Here is a 17,026-nt window from a genome sequence, read left to right on the forward strand (position 1 = left end):
ACTCATTAAATGCGAATGCGAATTGACCGCTTGCGCCAACTTGGGATGAGCGTCGAGCGCTCCGAATAGTGATCCCTATGCTGCTTTTTGCAGGTCCGCTATCTTCTGGAATTCAGAAAGGATGTCCCCATAGTGCTGGGCCAGGTAACGCACGACTTGGGCATTTCCCAAGAGCCTGGACACATAGCCGACCGCCAGAACCAGATCCAGGTTATCGGCACTGTATCGCTCTTCCACTGCCCGCAATTCGCGATCAAGGTTCTCGGATTCCCTATGCATGATGGCAATCTGATCCTCGGTGAGCCCCCGAGGCTGGCGCCGCTTACCCTCAACCAGCTGATCTGCCGGCGTCGCTGCCACCAGCGATTTCGCGTAGCTGATCGAAAACCGGTTCATGGTGATCATGGCCTGCGCAGCCTCGATCTGTCGCATAGGCTTGAGGAAGCGCAGTTCCGTGAACACCGCGAGCGGCACATGACGATCCTTCAGAAGATCTACCGCCTCGGGGCAAATTCCGACCAGCAGGTTCCGCTTCATCCGGATGTTGGCGATATTGACGTTTAGCGCGCGCGCTAGCCGTTCCTCCGGAACGCCTTTCTTTATCGCATTCAAGATCATCTTGTGTTCCTGAATAATCGCGATCCTACTTATCCTCTTGTTGTAGGTGAACGCTTCATCATCGGTCGCAACCAGGCAGACGACCTCTTTCTCGCCTCGGTCACGGAGGATGTCTACGCGAAGATGCCCGTCGAGTAGGTGGTAGATATTTTGGTCGAGCGCATCCCGAGCAACAACCGGTGGCTCGATAATGCCGACTTCGGAGATCGATGCGGCTATCTGCGCGTATTTCACCGATTTTCGGACGGCAGCAGAAACCTCTCGAAGCGGTGATATTGCATCAATGGCAATACGTAAACTCGACTCTTCGAAACCAAGCTTGAGCGGCGGATTCCGTCGGCTTGTCATGGACGTCGCTCCGCCGCACCGTAGATCCGGCGGGATATCGCCTCCGGCATCGTCCCGAGCCCTTCGGTCTCGAGCAGTTCGGAGAAGCCAGCGTCACGAGACAGGCGTTTCAAGGCCTCCGAGATCAGCGCTAGACGATCCCTCGTCGCGTTTGCTCGCCGAATGAGATCTCGTTTGTGTTCGGCGTCCTCCTCATATGCACGAAGAAGCGCCTTCGAGGAGATCCGTTCGGGTGCGGGCTTGTCATAGTTTGGCAGGCCCGGTCCGCGGCGTCGTCGTCGCTCAACAAGCTTCTTCGCAACAAGGAGTTTCTTGCCGCGCAAGATTCCCTTCTCGTAAGCATCTTGCAGTGCGCGCTGAACCCCATGGTCATCCGCCTCGGCTATCTCTACCGCCACGCTGAGCGGAATTGTACGTGCCTCCACCGATTGCAGGAGCCGATGCTCGCCCTGTTCGAGGAGGCGCGAAACCCCATAGACATACTCGGCCGACAGTCCGGTCTTGCTGGCGATTGCGGGAACTGAGTAGCCTTCCTTGCGCATACGACCGATGTCCTGAAGAAGGTCCATCGCTTTGTGCTGCCTGCGAGCGCAGTTTTCGACGAGGCTGGAAATCATGCAGTCCTCTACGTCTGCGTTTACTACCAAGGCAGGCACCTCCATCTGGCCGAGCTCTTGATAGGCCTCCAAGCGACCCTGCCCGCAGACGAGGTCATAGAAGGGCCCATCAGCCTCGGCCCGTCGAGTAACGGTAATTGGCCTCTTCAAACCAATCTGCGCGATGTTCTCGACGATCTCTTTGAACACACGTTTGTTTCGAAGCCTCGGATTAACAACTGATATACGGTCGATCGGTATCCATTCGACCCGTTGGGCTGGTCGTGCTGTCATTAAGCCGCCCTCCTGAAAGGTGTACGCTGCGCAAGTCGAAAAAATCGGTCGAGCGTCTCGAAGCGATATGCGTCCAATGAGAGCCCATTGTATTCGCACAGGCGAAACACGGCTTCGCGCATATCCAACCGCGGCAGCAGGTAGTAGTCGAGCGGTGACTCGTTCCCCGCGCTCATCCGAACGACAACGGTAATGTCTGGCTTTAGAGCCGTATCGAGCCTGACCTTCCATCTTGGTGAGCCGCTTACTGTCTGGAAGCATCGGGCCACAATGATCGTCGCCGTGAACTCCTGATTGATAGTCAGAAGATCAGTTTCCGGGTCGGCCGCAACCACTCCACCATGGTTTCGAATGCCACGGACGGCACTCTCCATGATTGACGGATGCAACCGCCGCAAAGCCCTATTGATCTCCAGATATCGATAGTCGTGCGGAGGTGTGAACCCGACCAACGCGTAAGCACGAAGGAGGCCGCCGAAGCGGGATCGGTATGCGCTGCTGGATGGGCAATCGTCCTGCTCGTCGATGATGAGGCCGGATAATTCACCGTGCGCTTCAAGGACCGAACGCAGGAGTTCCAGCATCTGATCATCGGAGAGGCGGGTCGATCTGGCAGCTATGATCGCCGCTGCCTTTTCGAATTGGGAGCGCTCGACGATTGCCGGAAACGCCCCTTCGGCCATAATCCAGTCTGCTCGTGGATTCTGCCTGTGATGTTGTTTGAGTTTGAAGGACGTTCGCCCCCAAACGTTGTCGCCGACATATTTCTCATTGATCAGAATCTGGTGAACTGTGCCCCTCGTCCACGACCGGCCGAGGTCGGTTTGCGTCCCACGCTCGTTCAAGGTCGCGGCGATTTCGCTCTCGGAACGACCGTCTTTGTTGAACATTGCATAGATTTCCCGAACCGTCCGAACCTCCTCGGGAGGCCCGTGCACGAGAACAACGCGGTCGGTGGCGATGCTTTTGCGCTCCCCCACGGTGAGCTCACCTTTGGGGTTTCCCGCTTGGTCGACCAGAAGGCGCCGCAGCCCGAAGCCCGCTGCGCCACCTTGGCGGTAGCCCAGCCGGATTAGGTTGGCTTGCCCTGCGAAAACCTTGACCGACAGCTCGCGGCTATACTCACCTGCCATTGCGCGCTTCACGGTCTTGATAATTGAAGAGCCTATGCTGCCATCGTTCTCGAATTGCTCGGCGCAATAGTGCACGTCCACCCCGGCGCGACGGCAGCGAAGCTCATAGGTGGCCGCTTCATCCGGGTCTTGGAACCTGCCCCAGCGACTGACGTCGTAAACAAGAACTGCACGAAAGTGGGCCTGGCCCGCCTCGACATCCTGGAGAAGTTCCTGAAGGGCTAATCGTCCGCCGAGGTTCAGTCCGCTCTTTCCCTCGTCCGCGTAGGTCCTGACGATCTCGTATCCCCGACGCTCGGCATAGCTACGTATGGCGGTTCTCTGGTTGTCGGTGGAATAGCGCTGATGTTCGGTGGACATGCGGACATATTCCGCAGCGGGAATTCTTTGATTGTCACCCCGCGGACCGTTTGTTTCAGCTTCGCTCCAGTCGATAACCATCTTGCAGGCCCCGCACTCAGAGAAAACGAGGAGAAAGACCCTCTATCATCCCACTAGGGCAATTTAGGCGGTAGAAAACTTCCAAAAACCGGCAGAGGACTTCCGAAATGCGGCTTTCACCTACTGATGAGGAATACGCCGATCGAATTGGCGCGGCTCTTCGTTCGCAACTCGGCGGATCACACAGAGCAGCGAAGACGGTAATGAACTGGACTGGCGCCAGCGATAGAACCGCCAGAACGTGGCTCCACGGTACCGGCGGCCCGAGCGGGGCACACTTGATCTGCTTGGCCAGAGAATCTCCGCCGGTCTGGGAGGTGGTCTGTGACTGGACGGGACATCCAGAGGCGATACTGGCGCTGGATATCCACGCATCCGAGGTCGCGTTGGCACAGGCAATTGGCGCGCTTGAGAGGCTGAAACGCCGGAGCGGCGGAGTCCAAGTCCCACGGTGAGAAGCCCACCTACTCTAAATTGGTCGATCACCTGAATTCTATAAAGAAGCATAGTTATGGGCGAGTATCGATTAGCTTTACCGCGCCGCATAAGAGGATTTTGGGAATAGGTGAATAATCTCGAGTTTTGCAGACCTCCGTGGTTCCCTTTTCCGTTGCCGTTCGAACGCGGCGGGTGACAATATCCTTTATGTGCCGGCTTGTGGTTCAGGTTGTTGAAGGTCTCGATGAAGTCGATACGTCCTGCTTGCGTCGACAAGATTCTTATGAATTCGGCGCCGTATCCGCTCACGGTTGAGCAGAAGCAGCTGACTGCAACAGCCTTGCCGAGCAATTCCCACGCCAACTCATCGAGCGGTCCAGACTATGAGCCCTGATCCGAATGGATTAGCGCTTTGTGTTTTGGCTTCCGCCAGCAGCAACGCCTGCAGAACTACATCCGTCGTCTGCGGGCTCTGCATTGACCAGCCAAATGTGGCGGGAGTAGAGTTTGATCACGAATGCCAGATAAGTAAAGCCTCCCAGCGTACCGATAGACCGCGATGTACAGGGCATAGCGGTGTAAGGTCCAAAGACGATATGATACTTGCTGCACTCAAAATCCCGCCGGACTGTTGGATTTGGAGTACTAGCGAACCGCCATGTAGGCATATCTTAAACTAAACAGCGCGAACGCCAATATCCAGAGCGAACCACTAGCGACCAGTAACATTGAATTCGGCACCGTAGCGTACCCAAAACGAAGGATGACGCTCATCGTCAACGCCGCGTAGATTGCTAGGATCGAGCCGTCGGCATGCAGCTTCTGGCCAGTGTGACCTAGACTGGCGCGGGTCATGACCGCGAGCGTCATCATTCCGATCGCTCCTGCCGTCAGAAGATGCAGTGCCCCGGCTGGCGGAATGCGATCAGGAATAACGATAGACAACGCCAACGCGATCATCCCCGCTGGAATGAAGGCGTATGCGACGTGCAGTATCACCACGAGGCTTTCGGAGAAGGTCTGCCAGCCCTTCCAACGGGCCATGCGGACAAGGTTGAGCAATCCCGTCAGACCGAGGCCGATGGCCGCAAGGATGCTCTGCGGGGCAGCTATCCAGGTCAGAAAGGCGGCGGCGGACGCCAGGATGGTCAGTCCGTCGTAACGGCCAAACGGAACCGGCAGCAAATTCGATCCCTTCTGCACGAGCCAGTTGCGCGTGAAGCTCGGGATGATCCGCCCGCCGATCAGCATGATCAGAAGCAGGATGACGGCGATTCCCGCGCGACGGCTGTAATCACCCGTTCCGTATGCCGCGATTTCGTAGTGATATCCAGCATTTGCGGAGGCGAAGAGCATCACCAGCGCCAGCACACGCAGGTTCTTGTAGTTGCGTCCTGCAATGAGTTCGCGCGCGATCACGAAGATCAGCCAGGCCGGAAACGCAAGATCGACCGCGGCGACGAGCAAGGCGCCTGAATTCGCCGAAAAGGCGAGAGCGACGCGACCGGCGATCCAGAGGGCGAACAGGAACAGCAGTCGCCCGCCCGAGACCGGGAGCCGTCTTGTCCAGTTCGGCACCGCGGTCAGCAGGAAGCCCGCGATCACCGCGCCCGTATAGCCGAACAGGAACTCGTGGACATGCCAGTCGACCGCCCCGAGAGCCGGGGAAATGATTTCGACGCCCGACAGCGAGGCGACAAAGATCGCCATGGCGAGCGCCGCCCAGGCGGCCGCCCCGAGAAAGAACAGGCGAAAGCCCTGCCGCAACAATGGCGGCATGGGCGTTGCATCGCGATTCACTGGACGTCCCTCGGCTAGCTGGCTGACCGATAGGCGTTCAGTACGGCCGGATTTGTGTCCATATGTCCGGCGCCGATCACCTTCAGGCAGTGCGGTACGCTCGGAAAGACCGTTTCCAGGCAAACGCGTATCGACGCGAGATGGGCCGGAATATTGATAATGAGTGTGTGCCCACGTATTCCGGCGGAGTCCCGGGACAACATCGCGATCGGACTTTGATCCAGACTGACGCGCCGCAAGAGTTCGCCAAATCCCGGCAATTCCTTCGAAATAATCGCACGCATGGCGAGAGGCGTGTTGTCATGCGCCGACGGGCCCGTTCCGCCGGTGGTCAGAACCAGATCGAACCTGTCCTGATCGCATAGTTCGATGAGAGCATCGTTGACGATCTCGAAATCATTCCCGATGACTTTTCGCGTCAGTGAATAGGGTGATGTCACGACCTTGCTCAGCCATTCCTCGATCATCGTCCCCGATAGATCCTCGTATTCTCCGCGCACGGCGCGATCGGAGATGGTCAAGACAGCGATTTTCATTTTCAGCCTCCTAAAACTGATATGTGACGATTGATCCCGGAGAGCCCGGTTCTTTCCATGTTGAATAGATGATCTTTCGGTCTGGCGTTCGGCACGGAGGTACGCGACGGCAGTGTGCGTTCGACGGGTCCCGCGTGTCAGGCCGCATCGCGCGCCCTGCCCCGCCGGGCAATCGCCTCCAGCGCCCAATGCGTGGCGGCTTCAGCATCAGGTTCGAGGAACACGTCCGTTCCGGCGGCAAACTCGCTCCAGAATGGTTCGTAGGTCGCCCGGACGGCGGTCAGCACAGGCACGCCAAGACCGCAGGCGTTTTCGATCACCGATCGGAAACCCTGCCCGTCCGACTCCCCCTTGCCGAAACGGTTGAGGACGAGAAGGTCTGTGGCAGAATCCAGAACTGTGAGGAGCCGCCCGGACACATCGGCCAGCGCTTGCTGGTCGAGCCGGCAGCCCCGCGATCCCGCTCCAAGCGCCTGGGTGATACGCAGTTGCTCTCCGCTCGAAACATCCTCCAGGAAAGTCGCGGGGCAGCAGCCCGGCCCGTCTGGCGTCTCGCGCTGAAGATAGCCGGCGGCGCGATAGCCACGCGACCGAACCGCGCGCACAACGGTTTCGAGAATTTCGTCGATGCGGTCCCCGTCGCCGAAACGTATGGCGGCGACGGCCAGCGGATGATCGGTCATGTGAAGTCTCCATTCGTTGTTCCCGCCAGTTGCTGGCAGAAAGGCAGGAAGCCCAGCGCGTCGCCGGGCGCGATCTGTTGCGTGTCTGCCGAAATGACTGCGAGCCCGTCGGCGAGACCGAGCGCATAAAGCGTGCCGGAACTGCCGTTGCCGAGCGCCTCGACGACCGGCAGGCCCTCCGGCGAGTGGGAAACGATCCGGGCCGGCACATATTCGGTGCGGCCGGTCTTGCGACGGGCGGCATATCCGGCTCGCGCCGGCATTTCGCCACCGCGCGGATCGCTGACGCCGCCGAGGCGCAGGATCTGTTCGCGCACGAAGAGTTCAAACCCCACGAACGCCGCCAGGGGATTGCCCGGCAGGCCGAAATAGGCGGTCCGGCCGAGCGTGCCGAACAAGGCGGGCTTGCCCGGCTTCAGCGCCACCTTCCAGGCGCGGATCTCGCCGCCGGCTCTGGCGAAGGCCGAACGAACAAAGTCGCGCCCGCCGGCCGAGACGGCGCCTGAGGACAGCAGCATGTCGAATTTATCCGCATGGCGGGAGAAGAAACGAACCGTCGCTTCGTGGTCGTCATCGACGATACCCAGATCGACGACCTCGGCCCCCGCGGCTTCGGCCAGAGCGATCAGCACGGGCCGGTTCGCGTCGAAGATGCGGCCTTCTTCCGGCGCTGCCGGCGAAACCAGTTCGCTGCCAGTGGAAAAGATGCCGACACGCGGGCGCCGATACACGTTCAAGTCGCCAAACCCGTTCGCGGCGAGCAGCCCGATATGCCGCGGTTCTATCCATGTCCCCGCCACGGCAAGCAGCGCATCGCGTTCGATGTCGCTGCCGAGCGGTCGAATGTTCTCGCCGGAATGCGGACGGCGGCCGAGCGTGACGCACGCACCCTCATCCGTGCAATCCTCGATCACGACGACAGCGTCTGCGCCTGCGGGAACCGGAGCGCCAGTATAGATCCTTTTCGCGGTGCCCTTCTTCCATGAGTCGACCCCGGAACGATCTCCGGCCGCTACTGTTTGGTTGACGGTCAGGCGCCAGGGCCCCTGCCCTTCCAGATCGGCAACGCGGACGGCAAACCCGTCCATTGCCGACTGGTCGAAGAACGGCATCGGACGCGGCGCGGTGATATTTTCGGCGACGACCCTTCCGCTGGCCTTGCCAAGCCGGACGACTTCCGTCTCCCTGACCGGAGAGACGAGCGAGCGGGCAGTGGCGGCTGCCTGCGCGACTGTCAGCATGTTTTCGAGATGACGCGGGTCATCGCAGCCGCAGCGCGATGTGCCGATTGCGCTATGAATGGTCATGGCATTTCTCCAACTGGCCTCCGCCACAGCCGCATTCGAGATCGCGGATCAGGCCGTCATTGAGGCCGTAGACCCAGCCGTGAATGGCCAGTTCCTTGCCGCGCTTCCAGGCCGACTGGATGATCGGAGTGCGCGACAGGCCCTCCACCTGTGCCGCTATGGACAGCTCGCAGAGGCGGTTGAGGCGGGTGTCCGGATCGAGGACCGCGTTCAGCGCCTGATCATGCGTGTCAGCGACATCGCGGATCGGCTGCAGCCAGTGGTCGATGATGCCGTGGCGATGGCCGTCCATGGCGGCGCGGACGCCGCCACAGCCATAGTGGCCGCAGACGATGATGTGCTTCACTTCGAGTGTCTCGACCGCGAATTCGAGCACCGACAACAGGTTGAGGTCGGCGCGATGAACGAGATTTGCGACATTGCGGTGGACGAAGACCTCGCCGGGCTCCAATCCGGTGATGACATTCGCGGGAACACGGCTGTCAGAACATCCGATCCAGAGATAGTCCGGGCGCTGCAGTGCCGAAAGCCGCCGGAAATAGTCCGGATCCTCGCGAACCTTGTCCGTCGCCCAGCGGATATTGTGGTCGAGCAGATCAGACAGCATGGGAAAATCCCCGGAAATCGATACCACGGCGCGCCGCCATGCGACGACCGAGATTGTGCAGGTCGTCGACGGTCAGCCGAACCCGCGCCAGCGGCAGGACGATCGCGTTTTCCACGACCAAGTGACGTCTTTCGTTGGCGGCAAAGCGGTGCAGCAGGGCGCGAAACGTTTTAGTGAAGCGCTTGCCGGCTTTCGCCCCGTCCAGGTCCTCAAGTATCGCGTTCGCATCGAACTTGTCGGCAGCATGTTCCTGACTCAGCGCGCCCAGAACCTCGTCGATCCGGTCCTCCGGTTCCGCGCGGCGGCGCAAAAGCGGAAACAGGTCTTCCTCCTCATCGATGACATGCGGGCCGAATTCCTCGCGCAGGAAACGCAACACCGCGGCTATGCATTCCTCGTCGCGCGCGCGGTCATCGGCTATACGGTCGATCGTCCAGCAGAGTGTGCGCTGCCGAAAATGCTCGGCGAGGATGTATTCGAGCGGAGACGCAAGCTGTTCGGCTGGCGTCGGCGTCGCCAGCGTCGCCAGGGCCATGTGCCGTGCCTCTTCCTGCTTGTTCACCGTCTGCCTCCTACTGGACGAGCGGACCGTCCGCGCCGTTCAGCGAAATGCCTTTGATTTCGGCCTGACCGGCAAGCACGGAAATGTATTGCGAGACCGCTTTCGACCATGCGGATGCCTCCAGCCAGGCGGCGATGCGTTGGGCCACCATCTCGAAAGGGAGCTGCCGTCCTTCGATCCGCCGGTCGAGCGCGATCACGTGGAAGCCGAAGCGGCTCCCGACCGGGACGGCGGAGACATCGCCTTCCCCCATCTCGGCCAGCGCTTCCTCGAATTCGCTGACCGTGCTTCCGCGCGTCAGCTGACCGAGATTGCCGCCCTGCTCACGCGATGGACACGCGGAATATTCCTTCGCCAGCTCCGAAAAGCGTCCGCGCCGCTGAGCGAGCACGTTGCACAGGTCGGCGGCGGTTCGGCGTGCCGCATCGCGGGCCTCACGATCCGATTCGGGCGCGGCGATCAGGATATGCCGCGCTTCGTAAAGCGGCTCCGTGCGAAATTTGTCCGGATGGCGATCGTAATAACGGCGGCATTCTTCATCGGTCGCCAGCGGCGCCTGCACTTCGCGTTCCATCAGCAGGCGGATGGCGGCGTCGCGCTCCGTCTCCACGCGTCCCGCCTCGTCGCGGGCAGACGAGACGTCGATATTGAGGAGTTTGGCCTCCTGCCAAAGCAATTCCCGGATCACGAGTGCCTCCGCCGCGGCACGCAACGCACCGCCGGGATTTTTAGCCGGATGGTTCTGGGCTTCGGCCAGCACGTCAGCCTCCGGAATCGAGACACCGTTGACGGAAATTTCCCGGATTACCGGCGCGGCCTTCGGCGGGATCCGCGTGTCCGGTTCCTGGTATGTCGTGTAGCCCTCCCCCTCCGACGCCGCAGGGGTTTTCAGGGTTGGATTTTGATAGATCGTCGCCATCGGATCACTCCGCAGGAACGCGGGTCTGCGCCGCGCGACGGTTGCGTTCGCGCACAACCTGATATCCCGGCCGCCACATGTAGCGGACCGGAACGCTCAGCATGTGCACGAGCCGGGTGAACGGGAACAGCAGCAGGATTGTCAGGCCGAGCGTCAGGTGAAGCTTGAAGACGATCGAGGCGTCCGCCACGTAGCTCGACGCCGCACCGTTGAAGGTGAAGATGCCCTGCGCCCAGGTCATGAATTTCACCATCTCGTGGCCGTCGAGATGCTGCAGCGAGATCGGGATTGTCAACAGGCCGAGGGCCAGCTGGATCCACAGCAGCACGATGATCAGCGTGTCCGTTGCGCTCGAAGCAGCGCGTACGCGGGCATCGAACAGGCGCCGGTGAATGAGCAATGTCGCGCCGATGATCGCCATGATCCCGGCGATGCCGCCCGCGATGACCGCCAGGAGCTGCTTCGCGCCATGGCTGATGCCAATCGCGTCGAAGATGGCGATCGGCGTCAGCAATCCGATCAGGTGACCAAAGAAGATCACCAGGACGCCGACATGGAACAGAACCGACCCCCAGATCAGCTGCTTGCGACGCAACAGCTGCGAGGAGCCGGATTTCCAGGTGTAGGGCTCGCGGTCGTAGCGGGCGGCGGTGCCGAGTATCAGCACCGCGAGCGCGATGTAGGGATAGATCCCGAAGAGAAGCGTGTTGATGAATTCAGACATTTTTCCTGTCCTCTCAGGCGTTCGGCGCTTGCGCCATGTCGGCGGGCTTGCGATGAGAAGCGCGGATCTGGCGCTGGAGACGGTCCGGTCCACAGGCGTTTTCGCCGGCATTGCCGCCGAAGGTCACCGCCTCTTCCTCCCAGACGCGGTCAAGCGCTTCGAGGTCGTCCGGATTGTCTTCCTGCATGTCGAGCAGTTCAGCCAGGAGAGCTGCGTCCGGCTTTCCCAGCGCGAGCGCCTCAAGCACCCCGAAAGCGTTGACGTAGACGGATTTGCGTTTCTTCAGCCGCTCGCGAAGCGCGGCGAATATATGCGCGGTCTGGCCGAGCAGTTCACCGGCTTCGTCCGCAGGCTTCATCGACAGATATTCGAGGAACATGGGAAGGTAGTCCGGCAGCTCCTTCGCATCGATCTCGAAGCCGTCCTTCTCATACATCGCCATCAGGTCGACCATCGCCTGACCGCGGTCGCGGCCTTCGCCGTGAACATGTTCGAAGAGATGCAACGACAGCGAACGGGTGCGGTCGAACAGGAAGACGTAGCGTTCCTGCGCGTCGTAGAGATCGAGGCCGGCGATATCGTCGGCGAGCCGCTTCAGCGCCTCTGCCTCGCGTTCTCCGATGGCGGCACTGTCCAGCGCCGCCTTCAGTTCAGGGATCGCCGCACGGATATCCTCGGAAGGATAGGTCAGTAGCAGCGATATGACCTTGAGAGCCGTATTCATCACACTCGCTCCTTGAAGATGTCGGTCGGCGTCTGCACTGTGCGCGTACGCTTTGCCCCGAACAGGTTGGTTTCAGATTCACCGCCGGAGCAGCCATTGCCGAAGGAGAAGCCGCAGGAACCGCGGACGTCATAGGCGTCCTCGGAAATCTCGCGATGCGAAGTCGGGATGACGAAGCGGTCCTCGTAGTTGGCGATCGCCATTACGTGATACATGTCCTCGATCATCTGACCGGTCATGCCGACCTTCTCGGCGACCACCTCGTCGATGACGCCGTCGATCGTCTTGGCCCGCATATAGGCGCGCATGGCGAGCATGCGTTCGAGCGCGGAGACGACCGGGGCTTCTTTGCCCGCCGTGAGCAGGTTCGCGAGGTAACGGACTGGGATCCGGAGAGAGCGGACGTCCGGCATCGCGCCGTCCATTCCGATCTTCCCGGCCTCGGCCGCCGCCTGCAGAGGGGACAATGGCGGGATATACCAGACCATCGGCAGGGTCCGGTATTCAGGATGGAGCGGGAACGCGACCTTCCAGTCCATCGCCATCTTGTAGACCGGCGACTTCTTGGCGGCCTCAAGCCAGGCGTCCGGCACGCCGTCCTTTTTCGCCTGCGCGATCACCGCCGGGTCATTGGGATCGAGGAAAACCTTGAGCTGCTCCTCGTAGAGATCCTTCTCGTCGGCCGTGGACGCCGCATCGGAGATGCGATCGGCATCATAAAGGACAACGCCAAGATAGCGGATACGGCCGACGCAGGTTTCAGAGCAGACCGTCGGCTGCCCGGATTCGATGCGCGGATAGCAGAAGGTGCATTTCTCCGATTTACCGGACGACCAGTTGTAGTAAATCTTCTTGTAGGGACAGCCCGAGACGCACATGCGCCAGCCACGGCATTTCTCCTGGTCGATCAGGACGATGCCGTCATCCTCGCGCTTGTATATCGCGCCCGACGGGCACGCGGCGACGCAGGTCGGATTGAGGCAGTGCTCGCACAGCCTCGGCAGGTACATCATGAAAGTGTTTTCGAACTCGCCGTAGATCTCCTTTTCGACGCCTTCGAAGTTGTAGTCCACCGACCGCTTGGAGAACTCGCCGCCCAGGATTTCCTCCCAGTTCGGCCCCCATTCGATCTTCTCCATCCGCTCGCCGGTGATCTGCGAGCGCGGACGCGCCGTCGGCGAAGCCTGGCTTTCGCCGGCGGTCTGAAGGTGGCCATAGTCGAAATCGAACGGTTCGTAATAGTCGTCGATCTCCGGCAGGTCCGGGTTGGCGAAGATCTTGGCGAGGATGCGCCACTTGGCACCCATCTTCGGCTCGATCTTGCCGTTGGACTTGCGGGTCCAGCCGCCGTTCCATTTCTTCTGGTTTTCCCATTCCTTGGGATAACCAATGCCCGGTTTTGTCTCGACGTTGTTGAACCAGGCGTATTCGACGCCTTCGCGGTTCGTCCAGACGTTCTTGCAGGTCACCGAGCAGGTGTGACACCCGATGCACTTGTCGAGGTTCAGCACCATTCCGATTTGAGCGCGGATTTTCATTCTGCCGCCTCCTTGTGTGCAGCGGTTTCACGGTACGGGCCTTCCAGCCAGTCGACCTTGTCGAGCTTGTGCACCACGACGAACTCGTCGCGATTGGAACCGACGGTGCCGTAGTAGTTGAAGCCGTAGGATTGCTGGGCGTAGCCGCCGATCATGTGGGTCGGCTTGGTGATCGCGCGCGTGACGGAGTTGTGAATGCCGCCGCGCTGGCCGGTGATCTGCGATCCCGGCGTGTTCACGATCTTCTCCTGCGCGTGATACATGAAGATCGTGCCTTCCTTCATGCGCTGAGAAACAACCACGCGTGCAACGATGGCACCGTTCGCGTTGAACACTTCGACCCAGTCGTTATCGACAAGACCGGCCTTCTTCGCATCGACTTCCGATATCCAGACAACCGGACCGCCGCGGTTCAGGGTCAGCATCAGCAGATTGTCAGAATAGGTGGAGTGGATGCCCCATTTCTGGTGCGGCGTGATGAAGTTCAGCACGACCTGCGGCTTGCCGTTCGATTTGGACTCGATAGCCGGGTTGATCGACTTGGTGTCGATCGGCGGACGATAGACGCAGAACGCCTCGCCGAATGCCCGCATCCACAGGTGATCCTGGTAGAGCTGCTGGCGACCGGACAGCGTGCGCCACGGGATCAGTTCGTGGACGTTGGTGTAGCCGGCATTGTAGCAGACATGCTCGCTTTCCAGCCCTGACCATGTCGGCGACGAAATGATCTTGCGCGGCTGCGCGACGATGTCGCGAAACCGGATCTTCTCATCCTCCTTGGGGACGGCTAGATGGGCGTGGTCGCGGCCGGTAAAATTCGACAGCGCATCCCATGCCTTGACCGCAACCTCGCCATTGGTTTCGGGCGCAAGCGAGAGGATCACCTCGGTGGCGTCGATATCGCTTTCGATCCGGGGGCGGCCCTTGGTCGCGCCTTCCTCGGTAACGACACCGTTCAGGCGGCCGAGAAGCTCGACCTCGTGCTCTGTGTTCCACGAGATGCCCTTGCCGCCGTTTCCGAGCTTGTCCATCAGAGGACCGAGCGCCGTAAAGCGCTTGTAGAGGTTCGGATAGTCGCGTTCGACGACGGCGACCGCAGGCATCGTCTTGCCGGGGATCGGGTCGACCTCGCCCTTCTTCCAATCCTCGACATCGAATGGCTGGGCGAGTTCGCCCGGCGTGTCGTGCAGGATCGGCACGAGGACAACGTCCTTTTCCACGCCGAGCACTTCCGGCGCGACGTCCGAGAACTTCTTTGCGATGCCCTTGAAGATATCCCAGTCGCTCCTTGCCTCCCAGGCGGGGTCCGCCGCGCTGGTCAGCGGGTGGATGAAGGGATGCATGTCCGACGTATTCAGATCGTTCTTTTCGTACCAGGTGGCCGTGGGAAGGACGATGTCGGAGTAGACGCAGGTGGTCGACATGCGGAAGTCGAGCGTGACCAGCAGGTCGAGCTTTCCTTCCGGCGCCTCGTCGTGCCAGACGGCTTCCCTGGCCTGCACGCGCCCTTCCTCGCCGAGATCCTTGCCCATCAGCCCGTGCGACGTGCCAAGCAGGTGCTTGAGGAAATACTCGTGTCCCTTGCCGGACGAACCGAGCAGGTTGGATCGCCAGACGAACAGGTTGCGCGGCCAATTGGCCTCGTCGTCCGGATCCTCGCACGACATGTGCAGCTTGCCGGACTTGAGCTGTTCGGCAACGTAATCCTTCGGCTCCTGCTTGGACTTGGCAGCCGCGGCGGCGATTTCCAGCGGATTTGTCTTGAGCTGTGGCGCCGACGGCAGCCAGCCCATACGCTCGGCACGGATGTTGTAGTCGATCAGCGTGCCGTCCCACGGGCCTTCGGGCGCTGTCGGCGACAGGATTTCATCGACCTTCAGCGTCTCGTAGCGCCACTGATCGGTGTGCGCGTAGAAGAAGGACGTCGAGTTCATCTGCCGCGGCGGACGGCCCCAGTCGAGACCGAAGGCAAGTGGCAACCATCCAGTCTGCGGACGCAGCTTCTCCTGACCAACATAGTGGCTCCAGCCGCCGCCGGACTGGCCGATACAGCCGCACATGACCAGGAGATTGATGATCCCCCGGTAGTTCATGTCCATGTGGTACCAGTGATTGAGACCGGCGCCGAGAATGACCATGGAACGACCCTTGGTCTTTTCCGCGTTGGCCGCAAATTCGCGGGCCACCGTGATGATGTTTTCACGCGGAACGCCGGTGATCTTTTCGGCCCATGCCGGTGTGTAGGGCTGGTTCTCGTCGTAGGACGAGGCGCAGCTACCGTCCTTCAGACCGCGGTCGAGGCCATAATTGGCGACGAACAGGTCGAACACGGTGGCGACCAGCGTGTCGCCATTGGCGAGCTTGACCTTTTTGGCCGGAACCGAGCGCAGCAACACGCTGTCATGGTCGGTGCCCTCGAAATGATCATGCTCGCGATTGCCGAAATACGGGAAAGCGACGGAGGCGACCTGGTCGTGGTCGTCGTCCATGATCAGGCTCATGTCGAGTTCGACATCCCTGCCCTTGCCGTCCTTGGCTTCGAGGTTCCATTTGCCCTGTTCGCCCCAACGGTAGCCGATGGACCCGTTCGGCGCTACGATCTTCTTCGTCTTGCCGTCGATAGCGACCGTCTTCCAGTCCGGGTTGTTGTTTTCGCCAAGACCGTCCTTGAAGTCGGAGGCGCGAAGCATACGCTCGGGAATGTAGTGGCCGTCCTTCTTCACCAGGCGAACCAACATAGGCATGTCGGTATAGCGGCGGCAGTAATCCTCGAAATACTCCGCCTGCCGGTCGAGATGGAACTCGCGCAGGATGACGTGGCCCATCGCCATTGCCAGCGCCGCGTCGGTCCCCTGCTTGGGATGCAGCCACATGTCGGAGAACTTCGCCGCCTCCGAATAGTCCGGAGACACGACGACGGACTTCGCGCCCTTGTAGCGGACTTCCGTGTAGAAATGGGCGTCCGGCGTGCGCGTCTGCGGCACGTTGGAGCCCCACAGCATCAGGAACCCCGAATTGTACCAGTCGGCCGACTCCGGAACGTCGGTCTGCTCGCCCCACGTCATCGGCGAAGCCGGCGGCAGGTCGCAATACCAGTCGTAGAACGACATGCAGGTGCCGCCGAGCAGCGACAGATAGCGCGATCCGGCCGCATAGGAGACCATCGACATGGCCGGGATCGGCGAGAAGCCGATCACCCGGTCCGGCCCCCACTTCTTCGCGGTGTAGGCATTGGCCGCCGCGATGATCTCGTTGACCTCGTCCCAGGTGGCGCGGACAAAGCCGCCGAGACCGCGCATCTTGACATAGTCGGCACGCTTTGCCGGATCCTCCTGGATCGCGGCCCATGCGCCGACGGGCGTCTTGACCGTCCTCTCCTTGCGCCATAGCTTCAGAAGCCGCGAACGGATCAGCGGGTATTTCACGCGGTTTGCCGAATACATGTACCAGCTGTAGCTGGCGCCGCGGGAACATCCGCGCGGCTCGTGGTTCGGCAGGTCCGGCCGCGTACGCGGATAGTCGGTCTGCTGGGTTTCCCAGGTGACGATTCCGCCCTTTACGTAGATTTTCCAGGAACACGAGCCGGTGCAGTTCACGCCGTGGGTCGAACGCACGATCTTGTCATGCTGCCAACGCTTCCGATAGGCGTCCTCCCAGTCGCGGTTTTCGTTTGTCGTGACGCCATGGCCCTCGGAAAAAGTGCCGGTGTTTTTTCGCGCCAGGAAGTTCAGGCGGTCAAGAAGATGTGACATCGCATT

The 17,026-nt window shown here is 60.7% G+C and carries 14 protein-coding genes and 1 pseudogene; all 15 read right to left on the minus strand.

What is annotated here, in order from left to right:
- Window positions 1-75 precede the first annotated feature (75 nt).
- A complete protein-coding gene (locus tag MRY80_RS02975) occupies window positions 76-966 on the minus strand; it encodes a plasmid partitioning protein RepB C-terminal domain-containing protein (protein ID WP_293287817.1) in 891 nt (296 codons plus the stop codon).
- Window positions 963-1,856 (minus strand): plasmid partitioning protein RepB C-terminal domain-containing protein, encoded by an 894-nt coding sequence (locus MRY80_RS02980; RefSeq protein WP_293287819.1) that lies wholly within the window; start codon window positions 1,854-1,856, stop codon window positions 963-965. Before MRY80_RS02980 ends, MRY80_RS02975 begins: the two co-directional genes overlap by 4 nt.
- Complete coding sequence (locus MRY80_RS02985) at window positions 1,856-3,430, minus strand: recombinase family protein (RefSeq protein ID WP_293287821.1); 1,575 nt, start codon at window positions 3,428-3,430, stop codon at window positions 1,856-1,858. Before MRY80_RS02985 ends, MRY80_RS02980 begins: the two co-directional genes overlap by 1 nt.
- A 666-nt stretch (window positions 3,431-4,096) precedes the next feature.
- A pseudogene (locus MRY80_RS02990) lies at window positions 4,097-4,404 on the minus strand (IS3 family transposase); the annotation flags it as partial.
- A gap of 109 nt (window positions 4,405-4,513) precedes the next feature.
- Entirely contained in the window at window positions 4,514-5,668 is a 1,155-nt protein-coding gene (locus MRY80_RS02995; protein ID WP_293287823.1) for an NnrS family protein, read from the minus strand.
- 14 nt (window positions 5,669-5,682) lie between these two features.
- On the minus strand, window positions 5,683-6,204 hold the full coding sequence (mog, locus tag MRY80_RS03000) for a molybdopterin adenylyltransferase (RefSeq protein ID WP_293287826.1): 522 nt from the start codon (window positions 6,202-6,204) through the stop codon (window positions 5,683-5,685).
- Window positions 6,205-6,341: 137 nt separating this feature from the next.
- On the minus strand, window positions 6,342-6,887 hold the full coding sequence (locus tag MRY80_RS03005) for a DUF2478 domain-containing protein (protein WP_293287829.1): 546 nt from the start codon (window positions 6,885-6,887) through the stop codon (window positions 6,342-6,344).
- Window positions 6,884-8,194: a gephyrin-like molybdotransferase Glp gene (glp, locus tag MRY80_RS03010; RefSeq protein WP_293287831.1), complete on the minus strand. Its 1,311-nt coding sequence runs from the start codon at window positions 8,192-8,194 to the stop codon at window positions 6,884-6,886. Before glp ends, MRY80_RS03005 begins: the two co-directional genes overlap by 4 nt.
- Entirely contained in the window at window positions 8,181-8,801 is a 621-nt protein-coding gene (can, locus tag MRY80_RS03015; protein ID WP_293287834.1) for a carbonate dehydratase, read from the minus strand. Before can ends, glp begins: the two co-directional genes overlap by 14 nt.
- Entirely contained in the window at window positions 8,791-9,363 is a 573-nt protein-coding gene (locus MRY80_RS03020; RefSeq protein WP_293287836.1) for a hemerythrin domain-containing protein, read from the minus strand. The genes can and MRY80_RS03020 overlap by 11 nt, the downstream gene beginning before the upstream one ends.
- 10 nt (window positions 9,364-9,373) lie before the next feature.
- The gene (locus tag MRY80_RS03025) at window positions 9,374-10,192 is read right to left on the minus strand and encodes a peptidylprolyl isomerase (RefSeq protein WP_293288355.1); all 819 of its coding nucleotides are present in this window, start codon (window positions 10,190-10,192) and stop codon (window positions 9,374-9,376) included.
- 94 nt (window positions 10,193-10,286) lie between these two features.
- Window positions 10,287-11,006 carry a respiratory nitrate reductase subunit gamma gene (narI, locus tag MRY80_RS03030; protein ID WP_293287838.1) on the minus strand — a complete coding sequence of 240 codons (720 nt, stop codon included), beginning with the start codon at window positions 11,004-11,006 and terminating at the stop codon, window positions 10,287-10,289.
- Between the two features lie 13 nt (window positions 11,007-11,019).
- On the minus strand, window positions 11,020-11,730 hold the full coding sequence (gene narJ, locus MRY80_RS03035) for a nitrate reductase molybdenum cofactor assembly chaperone (protein WP_293287840.1): 711 nt from the start codon (window positions 11,728-11,730) through the stop codon (window positions 11,020-11,022).
- Window positions 11,730-13,268 carry a nitrate reductase subunit beta gene (gene narH, locus MRY80_RS03040; RefSeq protein ID WP_293287841.1) on the minus strand — a complete coding sequence of 513 codons (1,539 nt, stop codon included), beginning with the start codon at window positions 13,266-13,268 and terminating at the stop codon, window positions 11,730-11,732. Before narH ends, narJ begins: the two co-directional genes overlap by 1 nt.
- Window positions 13,265-17,020 carry a nitrate reductase subunit alpha gene (locus MRY80_RS03045; protein ID WP_293287843.1) on the minus strand — a complete coding sequence of 1,252 codons (3,756 nt, stop codon included), beginning with the start codon at window positions 17,018-17,020 and terminating at the stop codon, window positions 13,265-13,267. Before MRY80_RS03045 ends, narH begins: the two co-directional genes overlap by 4 nt.
- Between the last annotated feature and the right edge of the window lie 6 nt (window positions 17,021-17,026).

This window comes from Oricola sp., from assembly GCF_022763245.1.
GTDB lineage: Bacteria > Pseudomonadota > Alphaproteobacteria > Rhizobiales > Rhizobiaceae > Oricola.

Bases quoted from the DNA above. Each gene is read 5' to 3' on its own strand.
- narH (WP_293287841.1), bottom strand. From the start codon at position 13,268: ATGAAAATCCGCGCTCAAATCGGAATGGTGCTGAACCTCGACAAGTGC.
- glp (WP_293287831.1), bottom strand. From the start codon at position 8,194: ATGACCATTCATAGCGCAATCGGCACATCGCGCTGCGGCTGCGATGAC.
- can (WP_293287834.1), bottom strand. From the start codon at position 8,801: ATGCTGTCTGATCTGCTCGACCACAATATCCGCTGGGCGACGGACAAG.
- MRY80_RS03005 (WP_293287829.1), bottom strand. From the start codon at position 6,887: ATGACCGATCATCCGCTGGCCGTCGCCGCCATACGTTTCGGCGACGGG.
- MRY80_RS03045 (WP_293287843.1), bottom strand. From the start codon at position 17,020: ATGTCACATCTTCTTGACCGCCTGAACTTCCTGGCGCGAAAAAACACC.
- MRY80_RS02975 (WP_293287817.1), bottom strand. From the start codon at position 966: ATGACAAGCCGACGGAATCCGCCGCTCAAGCTTGGTTTCGAAGAGTCG.
- narJ (WP_293287840.1), bottom strand. From the start codon at position 11,730: ATGAATACGGCTCTCAAGGTCATATCGCTGCTACTGACCTATCCTTCC.
- mog (WP_293287826.1), bottom strand. From the start codon at position 6,204: ATGAAAATCGCTGTCTTGACCATCTCCGATCGCGCCGTGCGCGGAGAA.
- MRY80_RS02980 (WP_293287819.1), bottom strand. From the start codon at position 1,856: ATGACAGCACGACCAGCCCAACGGGTCGAATGGATACCGATCGACCGT.
- narI (WP_293287838.1), bottom strand. From the start codon at position 11,006: ATGTCTGAATTCATCAACACGCTTCTCTTCGGGATCTATCCCTACATC.
- MRY80_RS02985 (WP_293287821.1), bottom strand. From the start codon at position 3,430: ATGGTTATCGACTGGAGCGAAGCTGAAACAAACGGTCCGCGGGGTGAC.